12 protein-coding genes, 1 pseudogene and 1 riboswitch are annotated in these 17183 nt (G+C 64.5%); of the genes and pseudogenes, 10 read left to right on the forward strand and 3 right to left on the reverse strand.

What is annotated here, in order from left to right; all coding sequences use genetic code 11:
• Window positions 1-285: 285 nt before the first annotated feature.
• The 4 genes and pseudogenes from H8R18_RS01510 to H8R18_RS01525 all read left to right on the forward strand — a co-directional run bounded on the left by H8R18_RS01510 (window position 286) and on the right by H8R18_RS01525 (window position 6847).
• Window positions 286-1506, forward strand: coding sequence for an NADP-dependent isocitrate dehydrogenase (locus tag H8R18_RS01510; protein ID WP_191072232.1), 1221 nt, complete (start codon window positions 286-288; stop codon window positions 1504-1506).
• A 116-nt stretch (window positions 1507-1622) separates the two neighbouring features.
• Window positions 1623-3933 (forward strand): annotated as a pseudogene (locus H8R18_RS01515) (6-phosphofructokinase).
• Window positions 3934-3943: 10 nt separating this feature from the next.
• Window positions 3944-5614, forward strand: coding sequence for a glucose-6-phosphate isomerase (pgi, locus tag H8R18_RS01520; protein WP_191072230.1), 1671 nt, complete (start codon window positions 3944-3946; stop codon window positions 5612-5614).
• A gap of 234 nt (window positions 5615-5848) precedes the next feature.
• A complete protein-coding gene (locus tag H8R18_RS01525; protein ID WP_191072229.1) occupies window positions 5849-6847 on the forward strand; it encodes a helix-turn-helix transcriptional regulator in 999 nt (332 codons plus the stop codon).
• 70 nt (window positions 6848-6917) lie between these two features.
• Here the strand turns inward: H8R18_RS01525 and H8R18_RS01530 are convergent, their stop codons facing one another.
• Window positions 6918-7763, reverse strand: a complete 846-nt coding sequence (locus H8R18_RS01530) for a D-hexose-6-phosphate mutarotase (protein ID WP_191072228.1) — start codon at window positions 7761-7763, stop codon at window positions 6918-6920.
• Window positions 7764-7975: 212 nt separating this feature from the next.
• Between H8R18_RS01530 and H8R18_RS01535 the strand changes: the two genes are divergently transcribed.
• Complete coding sequence (locus H8R18_RS01535; protein ID WP_191072268.1) at window positions 7976-8959, forward strand: malate dehydrogenase; 984 nt, start codon at window positions 7976-7978, stop codon at window positions 8957-8959.
• Between the two features lie 116 nt (window positions 8960-9075).
• Window positions 9076-10602 carry an MFS transporter gene (locus tag H8R18_RS01540; RefSeq protein WP_191072227.1) on the forward strand — a complete coding sequence of 509 codons (1527 nt, stop codon included), beginning with the start codon at window positions 9076-9078 and terminating at the stop codon, window positions 10600-10602.
• Here H8R18_RS01540 and purU read toward each other — a convergent pair.
• Window positions 10599-11450 carry a formyltetrahydrofolate deformylase gene (gene purU / locus H8R18_RS01545; RefSeq protein ID WP_191072226.1) on the reverse strand — a complete coding sequence of 284 codons (852 nt, stop codon included), beginning with the start codon at window positions 11448-11450 and terminating at the stop codon, window positions 10599-10601. The genes H8R18_RS01540 and purU overlap by 4 nt on opposite strands.
• Window positions 11451-11556: 106 nt before the next feature.
• A riboswitch (ZMP/ZTP riboswitch) is annotated at window positions 11557-11641 on the forward strand.
• Window positions 11642-11670: 29 nt separating this feature from the next.
• Here purU and glyA point away from each other — a divergent pair.
• The 4 genes from glyA to H8R18_RS01565 all read left to right on the forward strand — a co-directional run bounded on the left by glyA (window position 11671) and on the right by H8R18_RS01565 (window position 15839).
• The gene (gene glyA / locus H8R18_RS01550) at window positions 11671-12969 is read left to right on the forward strand and encodes a serine hydroxymethyltransferase (RefSeq protein ID WP_276529565.1); all 1299 of its coding nucleotides are present in this window, start codon (window positions 11671-11673) and stop codon (window positions 12967-12969) included.
• Between the two features lie 7 nt (window positions 12970-12976).
• The gene (locus H8R18_RS01555; protein WP_191072225.1) at window positions 12977-13882 is read left to right on the forward strand and encodes a bifunctional methylenetetrahydrofolate dehydrogenase/methenyltetrahydrofolate cyclohydrolase; all 906 of its coding nucleotides are present in this window, start codon (window positions 12977-12979) and stop codon (window positions 13880-13882) included.
• 92 nt (window positions 13883-13974) lie between these two features.
• Entirely contained in the window at window positions 13975-15030 is a 1056-nt protein-coding gene (locus tag H8R18_RS01560; protein WP_191072224.1) for a BMP family ABC transporter substrate-binding protein, read from the forward strand.
• Window positions 15027-15839: an exodeoxyribonuclease III gene (locus tag H8R18_RS01565; protein ID WP_191072223.1), complete on the forward strand. Its 813-nt coding sequence runs from the start codon at window positions 15027-15029 to the stop codon at window positions 15837-15839. Before H8R18_RS01560 ends, H8R18_RS01565 begins: the two co-directional genes overlap by 4 nt.
• A gap of 54 nt (window positions 15840-15893) precedes the next feature.
• Here H8R18_RS01565 and H8R18_RS01570 read toward each other — a convergent pair whose 3' ends face one another.
• A complete protein-coding gene (locus H8R18_RS01570) occupies window positions 15894-17117 on the reverse strand; it encodes a YihY/virulence factor BrkB family protein (protein ID WP_191072222.1) in 1224 nt (407 codons plus the stop codon).
• Window positions 17118-17183 lie beyond the last annotated feature (66 nt).

A 17183-nucleotide genomic window follows, 5' to 3' on the forward strand; every position in this document is an offset into this window, starting at 1 on the left:
GCAACAGCCTCGTGTAGGGGGAACTGTCGGTCTCGATTTTATCAGGTTGCTTTCAGGTTCGGCCGGCGGGGTGCCGCTGACCTCGCTGTTTGCCGACATTCTCCAGGCATCCGTCACCACGCGCCCGTCGTGTGGGACTAACGTCCTTTTGGGGGCGTCGGACGGGACGGCATGGGTGGCCGCGGTGTCTCTTCTGAAATATCTCGATATCGAGATACGGTGTGTAGGCTAGTGAGCGAGAGACACCTCCAAGCTCGCGCTGTGGCGAGCAGTAAGGATGCGACGATGGCGAAGATCAAAGTGCATGGACCAGTTGTCGAACTCGATGGCGACGAGATGACGCGAATCATCTGGCAGATGATCAAGGATCGGTTGATCCACCCCTATCTCGACATCGATCTTCGGTACTACGACCTGGGGATTGAGCACCGCGACGCGACCGATGACCAGGTGACGATCGATGCGGCGAATGCGATTGCCGAGCACGGTGTCGGCGTCAAGTGCGCGACGATCACGCCCGACGAGGCGCGCGTGGAAGAGTTTGGGCTGAAGAAAATGTGGAAGTCGCCCAACGGCACCGTTCGCAACATTCTCGGTGGCGTGATCTTCCGTGAGCCCATCATCATCGACAACATTCCCCGACTGGTTCCGGGCTGGACGAAGCCGATCGTCGTCGGTCGTCACGCGTTCGGTGACCAATACAAGGCCACGGACTTCAAGGTGCCGGGAGCCGGCACGATCACGCTGACCTATACGCCGGAGGACGGCTCGGCTCCCATCGAGCATGAGGTCATTCGCGTTCCCGAGGGCGGGGGCGTGACCATGGGGATGTACAACTTCAACGACTCGATTCGCGACTTCGCTCGCGCGTCGTTCCGCTATGGCTTGCAGCGCGGCTACCCCGTCTACCTGTCGACGAAGAACACGATCCTCAAGGCCTATGACGGTGCCTTCAAAGACATCTTCCAGCAGATCTACGACGACGAATTCGCCGCTGAATTCCGCGCGGCGGGTCTCAGCTATGAGCATCGTCTGATCGACGACATGGTGGCCTCCAGTCTCAAGTGGGAAGGCGGCTACGTGTGGGCGTGCAAGAACTACGACGGCGATGTTCAGTCAGACACGGTCGCGCAGGGGTTTGGTTCGCTCGGTCTCATGACGTCGGTACTCATGACGCCCGATGGCAAGACCGTTGAGGCCGAGGCCGCCCACGGGACGGTGACGCGTCACTACCGTCGTTACCAGGCCGGGGAGAAGACCTCGACGAACCCGATCGCGTCGATCTTTGCGTGGACGCGGGGGCTGGAGCATCGCGCCAAGCTGGATAACACTCCCGAGGTGGCCGAGTTCGCCCACACCCTCGAGGACGTCATTATCAAGACGGTTGAGGGGGGCCAGATGACGAAGGATCTCGCGCGCCTGGTCGGTCCGGAGCAGGAGTGGTTGGACACCGAGGGCTTCATGAATGCGCTCGATGACAACTTGCAGGCCCGCCTGGCAAAGTAACCTGCCGAAGCCCACGGCCCGCGACGCATGTATGCCGCGGGCCGTGGGCATTTTTGGGACTGGTGCCCCGGTTCCTCGCGCGTGTCGCGGCTATCCTGGGAGGGCTGGGCTCAAGCATGCGATCCGTTGAGGAGGGGAAGCCCGTGAGTGATAAGCAGACGAGGCGGCCGGTGCGAATCGGGGTACTCACGTCGGGCGGAGATGCCCAAGGCATGAACGCGGCGGTGCGTGCCGTTGCTCGTTCGGCGCTCAAACTTGGTGCCGTTCCCTACGCCATCATGGACGGGTGGCAGGGAGCCGTTGACGGTGGCGATGCGATCCGTGAGCTCACGTGGTCGTCCGTCTCGTCGATCCTCAACAAGGGCGGAACGGTGATCGGCACCGCTCGGTGCGCGGCCTTCCGCGAACGTCACGGTTTGCTTGACGCCTGCCAACACCTTGTGGAAAAAGGCATTGATCGGCTCGTCGTCATCGGCGGTGATGGCTCCCTGGCCGGGACGAATGAATTCAAAGAAGAATGGCCCTCCCTCCTCGCGGAATTGGTTGAAGCTGGCCGGATCACTCCCGCCCAGGCCGAGTCGCACGCGTTCCTCGGCGTCGCCGGCCTGGTGGGGTCGATCGACAACGACTTGGTCGGCTCCGACATGACCATCGGTACGGATTCGGCGATGGATCGCATCTTGACGGCGATCGACCAGCTTTCCTCGACGGCGGCATCTCACCAGCGGACCTTCGTTGTCGAGGTCATGGGGCGCCACTGTGGGTATTTGCCGCTCATGACGGCCGTCGCCGGGGTGGACTACGTCTTTATTCCGGAAAAGCCGCCGGCCGCCGGGTGGGAAGACGAACTGGCGGACAAGTTGCGTGCAGGCAGGGCTGCGGGGCGGCGTGAGTCCATCGTGCTCGTTGCCGAGGGAGCCGTCGATTCGCAGGGGCAGCCCATCACGACCGACATGGTGTGCGACGCGCTTGAAGAGCGCATGGGGGAGCGCCCCCACGTGACGATTCTCGGCCACGTCCAGCGCGGCGGCGTGCCGACGGCTTACGACCGCTGGGCAACCGACGGTCCAGGGATACTGCGCCGTCCGCCAGGTTCTCGACCAGCAAGCCGGGGACGAATCCGTCATCGTGGGCGTGCGGCACAACCGGGTCGCTCTCATGCCGCTGATGGAGGCCGTGCGCAACACGCGGGCCGTCAAGACTTACAGCGACGCCCTCGACTTCGACAAAGCCGTTCAGGCCCGGGGCGAGTCCTTCGGCCAGATGCTCGCCCTCAACGAGATCATGTCCGCCCCGCCGAAGCTGGAGGCGGCAGCGCCCGGGGCCAAGCGCGTGGCCATCATGCATGTCGGCGGCCTGGCACCGGGGATGAATACGGCAACGCGTACCGTCGTCCGCCTCGCGATCGCCCAGGGACACACGACGCTGGGCATTGAGGGGTCGTTCCGCGGCCTCATCGACGGTAAAGTCCGCGAACTCGGCTGGGAAGACGTCGAGGGATGGGGCTTTTCCGGGGGTGCCGAACTGGGAACGCGGCGGACCATCCCGACGATCGAACAGTTCTATGCGATCGGGCGCTCGCTGGAGAATAACGAGATCGACGCCCTCGTCGTCATCGGGGGCTATAACGCCTATCTGTCGGTACAGGCGATGGTAGCTGAGCGCGATCGCTATCCCGCGTTCAACATCCCCATTATCGTCGTGCCGGCCTCGATCGATAACAACCTGCCCGGGTCCGAACTTTCGATTGGCGCGGACTCGGCGCTGAACAACGCCGTGTGGTCACTGGACCGGATTAAGGAATCCGCCGCGGCGTCGCGACGGTGCTTCGTCGCGGACACGATGGGCCGCCACTGCGGCTATCTCGCGCTCATGGCCGGGCTGGCGTCCGGGGCCGAGATGGTCTACCTGGACGAGTTCCCCCCGAGCCTGGAGGACATCGCCGCGCACGCTCGGCAGATGGTGCGCTCGTTTGAAAACGACAGGCGACTGTTCCTCGTCGTGCGAAACGAAGAAGCCGGAGGCAACTACGACCGCGAGTTCGTTGCCGATGTCTTCGCTCAGGAGGGACAGGGCTTGTTCGACGTTCGTCACGCCGCCCTGGGGCATCTGCAGCAAGGCGGCGAGCCCTCGGCATTCGACCGCGTCCTCGCGACCCGACTCGCCGCCCGGGCAGTCGACGAGCTCGCCGAGCAGTTTGCCACCGATGACAGCGATGCCCGCTTTATCGGACTCGATCACACGGGAATCGTCTCCTATCCCTTCGACGACATGAAACACATGGTCGACACGCAAAAGCGGCGCCCGAAGAACCAGTGGTGGCTCGCGCTGGCTCCCCTCATCAGCGCCGTCTCGCTCGACGACGATAGCGTCGAGTTGCCCGAACTGAAATACTTCACGTCGACTAACCCGGTTGACAACGCCTAAAGGAGGACGCATGCGACCAGTTGACCCGACCACCACCCCCGCATGGGGACGGCTCACCACACTTGCCGAGGGATTTACCCCCGACATCGCCGGGTGGTTTGACGCTCAGCCGACGCGTACCGATGACTACAGCTTCACCGCGGGCGACCTCTACGTCGACCTGTCGAAGAACCTCCTCACCGATGAGGTTCGTGACGCCCTGCTCGACCTGGCCGAGCAGACCGGCGTGGCGCAGCTGCGTGATGCCATGTACGCCGGAAAGCACATCAACGTCACCGAGGATCGCGCGGTGGCCCACACGGCACTGCGCCGTCCGGCCGATGACGCGCTGACGATTGACGGCGAGGACGCGGTCGCGGCCGTCCACCAGGTCCTCGAGCGGGTCTATGCGTTCGCCCGGGCCGTGCGTTCGGGCGAGTGGACGGGTGTGGACGGGCAGTCGATCACGACCGTCGTCAATATCGGCATCGGCGGGTCCGACCTCGGTCCGGTGATGGCGTACGAGGCGTTGAAGCCCTACGTTGCGGACGGCTTCGAGGCGCGCTTCATCTCGAACATCGACCCCACCGACCTGGGCGAAAAGACGAAGGACCTCGATCCGACGCGAACCCTCTTTATCGTCGCGTCGAAGACCTTTACGACGTTGGAGACGTTGACGAACGCGCGCGGGGCAAAGGCCTGGTTGCTCGATGCCTTGGTGAAGGCCGGTGCTATCGACGACACCGATGAAGCCAAGCGCGACGCCGTCGCCAAGCATTTCGTCGCCGTGTCCACGGCCTTGGACAAGGTTGCCGAATTCGGCATCGACCCAGCCAATGCCTTCGGCTTCTGGAACTGGGTCGGTGGTCGCTATTCCGTCGATTCCGCTGTGGGCACTGCGCTCGCGGTCGCGCTAGGTCCCGAGGCGTTCGCCGAATTCCTCGAGGGCTTCCACACGATGGATCGCCATTTCGCCGAGACCGACCCTGCACAGAACGTCCCCCTGCTCATGGGGCTGCTCAACGTGTGGTACCGCAACTTCCTCGGTGCCCCGACCCACGCGGTGCTGCCCTACGCCCAGTACCTCCATCGCTTCCCGGCGTATTTGCAGCAGCTGACCATGGAATCGAACGGCAAGCGCGTGCGCGCCGACGGCGCCGAGGTCACCTACGACACGGGTGAGGTGTTCTGGGGCGAACCGGGCACGAACGGCCAGCACGCGTTCTACCAACTCATTCACCAGGGAACCCAGCTGATCCCCGCCGACTTCATCGCATTCGCGACCCCGACATGGGCACTCAGCGACGTTGACGCAGATCAGCACGAGCTGTTCCTCGGTAACTTCTTTGCCCAGACGAAGGCGCTGGCCTTCGGCAAGACCGCCGATGAGGTACGCGCCGAGGGCACGCCCGAGCACATCGTGAGCGCCCGCGTCTTCCCCGGCAACAAGCCGACGACGTCGATCATGGCACCCGCGCTCACCCCGAGCGTACTCGGACAGTTGATCGCCCTGTACGAGCACATCACGTTCGTCCAGGGAGCCGTGTGGGGCATCGACAGCTTCGACCAGTGGGGCGTGGAGTTGGGCAAGGCCATGGCGAAGGATCTCGGGCCGGCCGTGGCGGGCGACGAGGCTGCGATCGCCGCGCAGGACCCGTCGACGGCGGCCCTCGTGCGGTACTACCGCGCTCATCGCCGCTGACGTATCGATCCGTGTGCCCCGCTTCTGTGAGTAATCTCGGAGGCGGGCGCACGCGTATCTCGAGGCGGAGAGATCCGCGCAGTCGCGGTGTTTTCTGGGCTTCGCAACCGGTGGTAGCGCGTATACCAAGCGGACGTGGTGGAGGGCAACCGTGGCCGAGGAAACACTGAGAACGTCGGTACACGGGTGGCCTGGCCAAGCTTCGGAGACAGGCCACGAGGAGAGGGGTTAACGATGATTCTCGCGACAAAGATCATTGCGCTGCGCAAGAAGAACGGGTGGACACAAGAAGACTTGGCGGAACAGATGCACGTCTCGCGTCAGGCGATCTCGAAGTGGGAGAGCGCGCGGTCACTGCCCGATCTCACCCGGATTATCGAAATGAGCAAGCTATTCGGGGTGAGCACCGACGTGCTCTTGCGCGACGATCTCGACATAGGCGCGCAGGACTCCGCGCCGACAGACCATGCCGAGTCCGACAGCGGAGTGCGCACGCGCCTGGTTGGGTTGGAAGAAGCCACGGCCTACCTCGACGATCGCCGCAGCATCTCCGGACGCGTCGCGGCCGGCGTCGCGTGTTGCGTCCTCGCAGGGATCCCCGTCATCGCCGGCGATCCGCTCGTGAGCGGGCTGGGGATCACCTCGGTGGACGGCTCGGTCGTTGGGGTGATGATCGCGCTCATCATGGTCGCCGGTGCCGTCGTCGCGTTCCTCAGCATCGCTTCGCACACCCGAGCTTTCCGCTGGGTCAAAGATGGCGGGTATGAATTGGGATACGGCGTCGACGGAGCCGTAGAGGAGCGCTATCAGCGTGAGCAGCCCGCCTATCAGCGCAGCCTCGTGTGGGGAGTTCTCTTCTGCATCGCAGCAGGTCTGTGGGTCCTGGGCACCAGCCTGCTGCCCGATACGACGCCCGATAATGACGCGAGGGAGGTCGCGCTGCTGTGCGGAGCCATCGCCACCGTCGCCTGTGGCGTGTACCTGCTGGTGCGCAGGGGGATGTGCACCGCTGCTTACGACGAGCTCACGCGTGATGCGACGGCCCAGCGCGCGAAGGGTCTCCACGACACCGTGAATACCGTGTACTGGTCGGTGGCTCTCGTCCTCTACTTTGGCTACAGCTTCCTCGTGCCGGGCGCGTGGGGATATTCCTGGCTTATCTGGCCCATCGCCGCAATCGCCTACGGGGCAGTGACGGCCATCGTCGAGGCGGTCGCTCGTCCCAAGCGTTAAGCGAGCACGCTCGACGTATTCGGGGCCGGTTGTGCAGGTAGTTGCCTGCACAACCGGCCCCGAGATGTCGTCACAGGTGCTCGACCGATAGCGTTTGGGTGAGGACGTGGGTTTGGCCGGGTTCGAGGCTCACGGCATCGTCCTTGCAGTTGGCCGAGACAATGCACAGGAACTTCTTCCAGTCTCCGTCGGCCAATCCCGCGCGCGTGCGCGAGCCTTCGGCACCGGGGTTCCACACCAGGGTGTTTGCCGAGCCCGACTTGCGCACGACGATGCGGCGGGCGTTATTGGGATCCTCGACTGTCACCGGTGCGGTTGAGGAAAACAGCCGGTTGACCTCGTTGCCGTCGAATGCCAGCTCGAGCGATTGGGTGCCTCGCGTTGGCTCCTCGCCCGTGAAGTCGATGAAGTCGTCGTCATCGAGGCCAAGTACTTCGACGCGGGAGGCGTCACCGACGGCGACGTAGGTGTGTAGCGCCTCTTCGAAGACCACCGGTTCGGTGTCGGTGTTGGTCACCGACAAGCTGACCTCGAGCTGCTTGCCGAATGTCGCGCTCAGCAGGGCCTCGAATTCCCACCCAACAGGATCTTCCAGCCGTCTCGGGGTGAGGCGATACGTCAGCTGGTGGGTTTGGTTGGCCTCGTCGAGGAAGGAATCCATGAGTAGCCAGCGCACGCGGCGGGCCGGGCCGTGGAAAGGCTGGCGTTCACCGGTATCGCCAGCCCCGAACCACGGGAAGCATACGGGAATGCCGCCCCTGATCGGTTTGCCCTCGGTTAGCGGTGCCGATGCCGGTTGCCAGATAACGGGGGCCTCGGAACGCGGCTGCCACGCCGTGACCTGAGCACCGTAGTCGTAGATCCGCCCCGTCGCCGATCCGCACGCCACGTCGCGTGCAATAAAACGTGAAGTCATGGGTTCTATCGTATGGAGCTTGGTGCCGCCTCGCGCGCAAAACGTGCAGGCCACACGCGCCACATTAATCACACTGCCGAGGATCCTGATGTGCGCCCAATCTGGGACCACGGGACCGTGGAACCGAGGCGTGAGCCGTATTACCCTGGAAGACGAGGTTCGGGGTGCGCCCCGGACGCACAATCACAGACGAAGGAGTTGCTTCTATGGCTATGAAGAAGCCCGTGACCGTGACCGTGACCGGTGCTGCCGGCAACATTGGCTACGCGCTGCTGTTCCGGATCGCGTCGGGATCGATGCTCGGTGAGGACCAGCCCGTCAAGCTGAATCTGCTCGAGATCCCGCAGGCCGTCAAGGCCGCCGAGGGCACGGCAATGGAGCTCAATGACGCCGCCTTCCCGCTGCTCGCCGGTGTCGACATTTACGACGACGCCACCAAGGCGTTTGCGGGCTGCAACTACGGTCTGCTCGTCGGCGCTCGCCCGCGTACCAAGGGCATGGAGCGCGCCGATCTGCTCGCCGCCAACGGCGGGATCTTCGGTCCCCAGGGTAAGGCGATCAACGACAACGCCGCCGATGACATCAAGGTGCTCGTCGTCGGCAACCCGGCGAACACGAACGCTTTCATCGCCGCGGCTTCGGCTCCCGACGTTCCCGCCGAGCGCTTCACCGCGATGATGCGCTTGGACCACAACCGCGCGCTGTCGCAGCTCGCGCAGAAGACCGATTCGCAGGTCACCGACATCGAGAAGATGATCGTGTGGGGCAACCACTCGGCCGACCAGTACCCCGATGTCTCGTTCGCCACCGTCAACGGCAAGCCGGCCGTCGACCTCGTCGATGAAGCGTGGCTGGACGACTACTTCGTTCCTACCGTCGCCAAGCGCGGTGCGGCGATCATCGAGGCGCGTGGCGCGTCCTCGGCTGCGTCGGCAGCGTCGGCAGCCGTCGACCACATGCGCTCGTGGGCGCTGGGCACGCCCGAGGGCGACTGGACGACCATCGCCGGTCCCTCCCACGGCGAGTATGGCGTCCCCGAGGGCCTCGTCTACGGCATGCCGTGCACGTGCGCCAATGGCGAGTACACGGTCGTCGAGGGCCTCGAGCTGTCCGACAAGACGCAGGCGCAGATCGCCAAGAACGCGCAGGCTGCCCAGGCTGAGATCGACGAGGTGAAGAAGCTGGGTCTGCTCTAAGACTCATCTTGCTCACAACTGCGCTGGGGCGGGGCCGATGGTCCCGCCCCAGCCGCATAACTGGCACGTGCCAGACAAGGTCGTAAGGTGGTACGCAGGCGAAAAGGACAGGCGACGTGTCGAAAACATTTCATTCATTGCGCTACTACAACTATCGGCTGTGGTTCACCTCGAACCTCGTGTCATCGACGGGGCAGTGGATGCAGCGCGTGGCTCAGGACTGGCTCGTCCTGACGGTACTCACGACCTCCTCCGGCTTCGCGGTGGGCATCACCACGGCACTTCAGTTCCTGCCCCAGCTGCTCTTCTCGGTCCATTCCGGGCTGCTCGCCGATCGCTTCAATCGACGCCATATCTTGCAACTGACCCAGGTGTTTACGGCGCTGACCTCGGTCGTCATGGGGATACTCGTGCTCACCGACACCGCCCAGCTGTGGCACGTCTACGCGCTGGCGTTTGCTGCGGGAACGGCGAATACCTTGGGAACCCCGGTCCGCCAGACCTTCGTCTCTGAACTCGTCGCGCCTGCCGATCTGCCCAACGCGGTGGGACTGAATTCGACGGCATTCAACGGCGCGCGCATGATCGGGCCGGCCATCGCCGGCGTCGCTATCGCCTGGGTAGGAACCGGGTGGGTGTTCATCCTCAATGCCGTGCTCTTCCTCGTCCCCATCATCACGCTGGCGATCATGCGTGTGGCCGACCTGCGCGAGGTCCCCGTCACCCCTCGTCACAAGGGCATGATTCGCGAGGGACTCGCCTACGTTAAACAGCGCAGCGACATCGTCCTCATCACGATGGTGGCGACGGTCATCTCTATGCTCGGTTTCAACCACCAGCTCACCCAGGGCGTCATGGCGACGACGGTGTACGGCAAGGGAGCCGGGGAATACGGCTTGTTGGGGTCCGTCATGGCGATGGGGTCCCTCGCCGGAGCACTGCTGGCGGCTCGTCGGTCGCGCCCGCGCGTCGCCCTCGTCTTTGGATCCGGGCTGGCTTACGGATTGTGTCAATGCATCCTGGCACTCGCCCCGACCTACGCCTGGTACGCGATCCTGCTAGTCCCCACGGGGCTGCTCATGCTGACGTTTATCACCGCGGCAAACGCGACGATTCAGGTGTCGACACCGCCCGAGATGCGCGGCCGCGTCATGAGCATCTACTTTCTCTTCTACCTCGGCGTTACGCCGATTGGTGCCCCGCTGATCGGGTGGATTGCCGAGCACATTGGCGCGCGCTGGAGCGTCGGCATCGGCGGGATCGGGTCCGTGATTGCGGCCGCCGTGGCGATCGTGTGCGCGTGGCGGCGCTGGCACGTCCACGTCGTCGCCCGCCAGGCGTTCCCCTACGTCAACGTGTGGGGACCGCGTGAACGCGCATGGGCAGACGAGCAGTGCGACGCCGGACGTGACCTGTGTATGGCGCTGGAGCAGGCCTATGCTGGCGGCGGACAGCCGGGTCCGGCCGGACGCGTGCTGTACGGGACGATGGATGCCGAGGCTGCGCGTTACGCCGCCCACGAAATGGGGGAGCGGTTGACGCACCCGTATTACTGGAAGCGCCGCTACCGCGAGCGGATTCGCCCGAAGTTTCCCCGCGTCACTCGCGTGCGCGGGCCGCGGGATGAGGAGAACGAGGGTTAGCGGAACACGACGGTGCGGTCGCCATTGAGGAGCACCCGGTGCTCGGTGTGCCAGCGCACCGCCTGAGCGAGAACCCGCCTCTCGACGTCTTGTCCGAGCGCCACCATCTCGCGTGTGGAATCGGCGTGGCTGACTCGGGTGACGTCTTGCTCGATGATGGGGCCCTCGTCGAGATCGGGGGTCACGTAATGCGCGGTGGCTCCGATGAGCTTGACGCCGCGCTTGTGAGCTTGGGCGTAGGGGCGTGCCCCCTTAAATGAGGGCAGGAACGAATGGTGAATGTTGATGACCGATCCTTTGAGCTCCTCGCAGACGCGATCCGAGAGAATCTGCATGTAGCGGGCGAGCACGACGAGTTCGACGTTTTCACTGCGGACGAGATCGAGCAACTGCTGCTCGGCGTGGTCCTTCGTGTCCACGGTGACGGGGATATTGAGGAAAGGAACGGAATAGAACTGGGCCAGCGGAGCGAGATCGGGATGGTTACCGACGACGGCGACGGGATCGATGCCCAGCCCGTGAGTGTCGCGGCGATACAGCAGGTCGGCCAGGCAATGACCCTCTTTGGACACCATGATGATCGTGCGCGCCGGGCGTCCCTGGTCAGCGATGCGCAGATCAAGTGAGAATTCGCGAACGGCGGGATCTAGGGCCTCGCGCACCGCTGACTCGCCACCGGGCGCGTCGAGTTCGATGCGCATGAAGAATAGTCCGGTCTCGGGATCGCCGAACTGCTGTGACTGGATGATGTTGCACCCGATGGCGCACACGGCGCCCGACACGGCGGCGACAATGCCCGGGCGGTCGGGACACGACAGGGTGACGATGAGATGAGCGGATGCAGCCATGCCGCCAGCCTAGCGATGAGCCGTGACAACAGTCTTGGCGGTCCACGGCTCAACGTGGCGGCGGGGGTGGATCCGCGCTGCCGCTGCCTCGCCGGCTGGGTTAGGGTGGAGACGTCGCGACTGGCGTGGGTGGGCCACCACCGGGGAGCGACTGAGACGGCGGGATCCAGCCGCCCGCCTGGGCTGGACCGGCAACGCTGATTGACTCAGGAGAGATCACGTGACGACCATCCACACCGCACACAACCAGAACCTTGCCCAGTTCGACCCCGAGATCGCGGGAGTGCTCGATCTCGAACTTGAACGCCAGCGCACGACGCTGGAGATGATTGCGTCTGAGAATTTTGTGCCGCGCGCGGTTTTGCAGGCGCAGGGATCGGTGCTGACGAACAAGTATGCCGAGGGCTATCCGGGGCGTCGCTACTACGGCGGATGCGAGGCGGTCGACCAAGCCGAAAACCTCGCGATTGAGCGAGCGAAGGCCGTTTTTGGGGCGGGCTACGTCAACGTTCAACCCCATGCCGGTGCCCAGGCCAACGCTGCGGTGCTGCACGCGCTTGCCAAGCCGGGCGACACCATCCTCGGTCTGGCGTTGGATCACGGCGGACATCTGACGCACGGGATGAAGATCAACTTCTCGGGCAAGATCTACAACGCGACGGCCTACCAGGTCGATCCCGAGACGATGCGCGTCGACATGGATCAGGTTCGCGAAGCGGCCCTGAAGCATCGTCCGACGGTGATTATCGCCGGGTGGTCGGCGTACTCGCGCCACCTAGATTTTGCGGCGTTCCGCGAGATCGCCGATGAGGTTGGCGCCTACCTGTGGACCGATATGGCCCACTTCGCCGGCCTTGTCGCCGCGGGACTGCACCCGTCGCCGGTTCCCTATTCCGACGTCGTGTCGACGACGGTCCACAAGACCCTGGGCGGGCCGCGCTCGGGCATGCTTTTGGCCAAGGACGACACCTTGGCGAAGAAGCTTAACTCCGCGGTATTCCCCGGCCAGCAGGGCGGTCCCCTCATGCATGTCATCGCCGCGAAGGCCGTCGCCATGAAGTATGCCCAGACCGAGGAATTTGCCGATCGCCAGGCGCGCACCCTTGAGGGTGCGAAGATCATCGCCGAGCGTCTGTGCGCTGACGACGTGAAAGACACGGGTATCCGGCTGCTGACGGGCGGCACGGACGTTCACCTCGTCATGGTGGACCTGCGCGACTCCGCCCTCAATGGTCAGGAGGGCGAAGACCTCCTCCACGCCGCCGGCATCACGATCAACCGCAATACGGTGCCGTTCGATCCGCGTCCGCCGGCCGTGGGCTCGGGATTGCGCATCGGTACCCCGGCGCTCGCGACCCGCGGATTTGGAGCTGAGGAATTCCGTGAGGTTGCCGACATCATCGCGACCGCACTCGTCGACGCGTGCACCGGCGAGGCCGACACCCAGGCCCTGCGCGAGCGAGTCTCGGCGTTGACGGACCGCTTCGCCCTCTATCCCGATCTCAACCAGTCGAACTGAGGACGTCATGCGTAAGGGATGGAATGGCCCGGCGCGCCTGCTCGACGGAGCCGGGATTGCCGCCACGATCAAGGACGAACTGGCCGAGCGCGTGCGGGTACTCACCGAACGCGGTTACACCCCCGGGCTGGGAACGATTCTCGTCGGCACCGATCCCGGCTCGGTGGCCTATGTCGCGGGCAAGCACCGTGACTGCGCCGAGGTGGGAATCGCCTCGATTCGGGTGGACCTCGACGCCGATGCGACGCAGGAGCAGATCGACGCGGCGATCGATCAGCTCAACGCCGATCCCGCCTGCACGGGCTACATCGTTCAGCTGCCTCTGCCGCGTGGTATCGACCAAAACACCGTGCTTGAGCGAATTGATCCCGACAAGGACGCCGACGGGCTTCACCCGATGAATCTGGGGCGTGCCGTGCTGCGTGTATCCGAGCCGATCGAGTCCCCGCTGCCGTGCACGCCGCGCGCGTGCATCGAACTCATGCAGCGCCACGGCATCGACCTGGAGGGTGCCGATGTGACCGTCGTCGGACGCGGTACGACCGTCGGCCGCTCCATTGGGCTGCTGCTCGGGCGTAAGGACATCAACGCGACGGTGACGTCGTGCCACACCCGCACCCGAGATCTGGCGGCTGCATGTCGAGGTGCCGACGTCATCATTGCCGCCTCGGGCCAAGCCGGGCTCATCACCGCCGACATGGTCAAACCCGGTGCTGTCGTCCTCGACGTTGGCGTGTCGCGCATTACCGATCCGAGCACGGGAAAGACCCGCTTGGCGGGCGACGTTGCGGACGGGGTGGACGAGGTGGCTGGCTGGTTGTCGCCGAACCCCGCCGGGGTCGGACCGATGACGCGGGCCCTGCTGCTCGTCAACGTCGTCGAGGCGGCGGAACGGCGCGCTGGCATCCGCTAACGGATCAGCGGAGCCGGACGAGTCCGGGTACGGTGAGAGCGAAGAAAATCGACTAAGGAGGACGGCGCATGCACGTGCCAAGGGGCCGAACCGTGACACGGACGCGATGGGCAGCGCTAACGCTGTGCAGCCTCGCGGTCCTTGCGACCACCGCGTGCGGGGCGGCGGGATCGCAATCGGCACCGTCGCATGCGAGTTCGCGCGCGCCGATTGTGTGCTTCGCGGATTCGGCAGCTGCCGAGACCTCCGTGACCGACGCCTACGTCGCCGCCGTAAAGAAGGCGGCAACCTCCGATAGTGACGACAAGCTGACCGTCCGCGATCCCTATCGGGCGGAAACGGCGAAGGAAGCTCTCGATGAGGCGGCGAAGGCCGGATGCGGCACCGTCATCACGACCTCCGCGTCAATGGCATCGGGGGCGCGCCAGGCGGCTCGAACCCACGACGACATCGTCTACGAGGCCGCGGGCATCGCCCTCAGCGACAAGAATCCCGCGAACCTCGTCGCCCTCAACATGGGCTTCGACCAGCCGGCTTTCCTCGCTGGCTACGCCGCTGCCGGGACAACGCGCAGTGGCATCGTCGGTGTCATCTCGGCATCCACTGAGACCTCGCGCACCGTCGAGGGATTCGCCGCCGGCGTGGACTTTTACAACCAAGCCAAGGGCACGGGTGTCGTCGTCAACGGCTGGAATGCCGCGACGAAGAAGGCCGGAGCCGCGACGTCAGACGCCGAGGTTCGCGCCCAGGTTGGCACCCAGGTGGGACAGAAGGCCGACATTATCCTCGTCGACGCCGATGCCTATTCCCCGGCGGCACTCGCCGCCCTCACCGACGTCGATTCGGAGGTGTCGGTCGTTTTCGTCGGTGAAGACGCGTGGGAGACACACGCCGATTCCCGCGACGCCATCATGACGTCTCTCGTCCCCGATCCCGACGCCCTCGCCGGTCCGATGCTCGCGGTTGCGCGACTCGATCGCGTGCACGCCGGCAGCGATGTCGGGTTCACGAGGACGTATTCGTCGGCCCACCTGGCGGATTTCCGCAGCTGGGGAGTGCGCCTCAACGACGAATTGGTTCACGATATTGACTCGCTGCGCGCCCAACTGGCTAAGGGTGACATTGTCATCGGAGAAACATCGAAGTGACGACAACAATCGCAACCGTTAACGTCAACGGAATTCGAGCCGCGTTCCGCAAGGGAATGGGGCAGTGGCTGAGCGCGTGCGGGGCTGACGTCGTGCTGACACAGGAAGTTCGCGCCCCCCACGACGTCGCAGCCACACTGTTTGGCGACGAGTGGGACGTGCGGGTTCTCGCCTCACAGCTGAAGGGCCGCGCGGGGGTGGGAATCGCCTGCCGGCGTTCCAGCGGCATCACGATCAGTGAGGTGGTTGAGGACGCGATTGCGGACGAACACGAATCCGACTCGGGGCGGTGGCTCGAGGCCATCCTCGACGTGCCGGGGAGGGTGGAGCCGGTGCGCGTCGTCTCGGCGTACCTGCATTCCGGGCAGGTCGATTCCCCCAAACTGACCTACAAGCTGTCCCACTTCGCTCGCGTGGAGAAGCGGCTCGCCGAGTTGGCGAGCGACGGCATCGATACGCTCGTTGCCGGTGATTTCAACGTCGTGCGTTCCGAACGCGACATCAAGAACTGGAAGGGAAACCACAACAAGACCTCGGGTGTCCTCGACGAGGAAATCGCCTTCCTCGACCGATGGATGACGGATCAGTGGGTTGACGTGTCCCGCGCGCTCGCGGGTGAGCAGCAGGGGCCCTATACGTGGTGGTCATGGCGCGGCAAAGCCTTCGACAATGACGCGGGGTGGCGCATCGATTACCACATGGCGTCTGCTCGGCTCGCGGCGAGCGCTGGCGGGTTGCGGGTGGACCGAGCGGATAGCTACGACGAGAGGTTTTCGGATCACGCTCCCCTCGTGGTCAGCTACGAATGAGTGCCTAGCAGTGAGGGCCACCCGCGCGGGTGGCCCTCACTGCTATTGCGTTCCTCAGCGCGTGCGCAAGACGTTGCGCAGGTGAGCTGCCTTGCGCTCGTGGTGGCGCAGCCGGCGACGCAAGAACATCTTGACGGGGCCGCGCCCGCTGAAACGTTCGGTGTCCTCGGCGTCGTCGTCGATCCGATTGGGGTCGGTCTCGGGATCGAGATCCACCGAACCGGTGAGGCTGAGGTGCGGCCACGCCAAGGTGGAGCGGTCCGACAAGGTGACGTAGTTCGGCGTCTCATTGGCGTGCAAATGGTCGGCATCGTTGGGCTTGGCCGGCTGCGGCGGGTTCGCGATAAACGCCGCGGTCAACAAGACGACGCGCGCCAGCAGGTTGACCCACAGCATGATCGTGATGATCGCGGCGAACGGGGCGAGCAACGGCGAATCGACCGCAGATACGGCCGACGTTCCCACCAGGCGCAGAATGCCCGATCCGACGACAAAGATTCCCGCCCCCATGAGGAGATCGCGGCGCATCGGGCGTATGCGCGAGACGACGCGGACCATGACGACGAGGACGATCGCGTCGACGAGGGCGGCGAGGACGACCGTCGTCGTCCCGACGATGCGCGTCGCCACTGTCGAACCAATCCCCAGGGGTTCGAGAATCGCCGGACCAATCGTCGAATTGACGGTCGAGACGACTGCGGTGACGAGGACGCCGAGGAGCATAAAGGCGAATCCCGCGAGATCGCGAAGTTTATCGAAAACGGGATTGTCGGGAACGACGTGGATGCCGAACATCAGCCGCAGCGAATTCTTGATCGCCGTCATCACGGCAGATGCAGAGAACAGCAGGGTGACGACGGCGATAATCCCGGCGATCGACAAGACGTTCGTCGACTCGATCATCGTCGTCGGGTCAACCAGCCCCTCGGTTCCGTTCCAGCTCAACAAGGACGGAACGGTGTCGTTGACGGCGCGGAAGACGGCGTCCATGAGATCCGGGCGCGAACCGAGGATGCGGAAGGTGATGGTGATGCCGATCGTCAGCGCCGACGCTAGGGAAAACAGCGCCGTGTAGGAAATACCTCCGGCCAGCAGGTTGCCGCGGTTACCGGAATAGCGCGTGAAGGCTCGCAGGACGCGCAGGGACATTGCCCAGTCGGTGATCGCCTTGATTTTGCCACCCAGCGTGGGGAAGTCGGCGACGGAGCGCAACGACGGGGTTGCTTCCGGATAGGTCGATCCAACGGGATCAGCAACCTGCTTGGGAGAGGAATTCATGGCGCATACGCTACCAGGCCGCCTCATCGCCTCACATATAGTGGAAGGGTTGTAGCAGCGAGGCGA

Source organism: Nanchangia anserum (assembly GCF_015240065.1).
Classification (GTDB): Bacteria; Actinomycetota; Actinomycetes; order Actinomycetales; family Actinomycetaceae; genus Nanchangia; species Nanchangia anserum.

Bases quoted from the DNA above. Each gene is read 5' to 3' on its own strand.
- H8R18_RS01510 (WP_191072232.1), top strand. From the start codon at position 286: ATGGCGAAGATCAAAGTGCATGGACCAGTTGTCGAACTCGATGGCGAC.
- pgi (WP_191072230.1), top strand. From the start codon at position 3,944: ATGCGACCAGTTGACCCGACCACCACCCCCGCATGGGGACGGCTCACC.
- H8R18_RS01525 (WP_191072229.1), top strand. From the start codon at position 5,849: ATGATTCTCGCGACAAAGATCATTGCGCTGCGCAAGAAGAACGGGTGG.
- H8R18_RS01530 (WP_191072228.1), bottom strand. From the start codon at position 7,763: ATGACTTCACGTTTTATTGCACGCGACGTGGCGTGCGGATCGGCGACG.
- H8R18_RS01535 (WP_191072268.1), top strand. From the start codon at position 7,976: ATGAAGAAGCCCGTGACCGTGACCGTGACCGGTGCTGCCGGCAACATT.
- purU (WP_191072226.1), bottom strand. From the start codon at position 11,450: ATGGCTGCATCCGCTCATCTCATCGTCACCCTGTCGTGTCCCGACCGC.
- H8R18_RS01555 (WP_191072225.1), top strand. From the start codon at position 12,977: ATGCGTAAGGGATGGAATGGCCCGGCGCGCCTGCTCGACGGAGCCGGG.
- H8R18_RS01570 (WP_191072222.1), bottom strand. From the start codon at position 17,117: ATGAATTCCTCTCCCAAGCAGGTTGCTGATCCCGTTGGATCGACCTAT.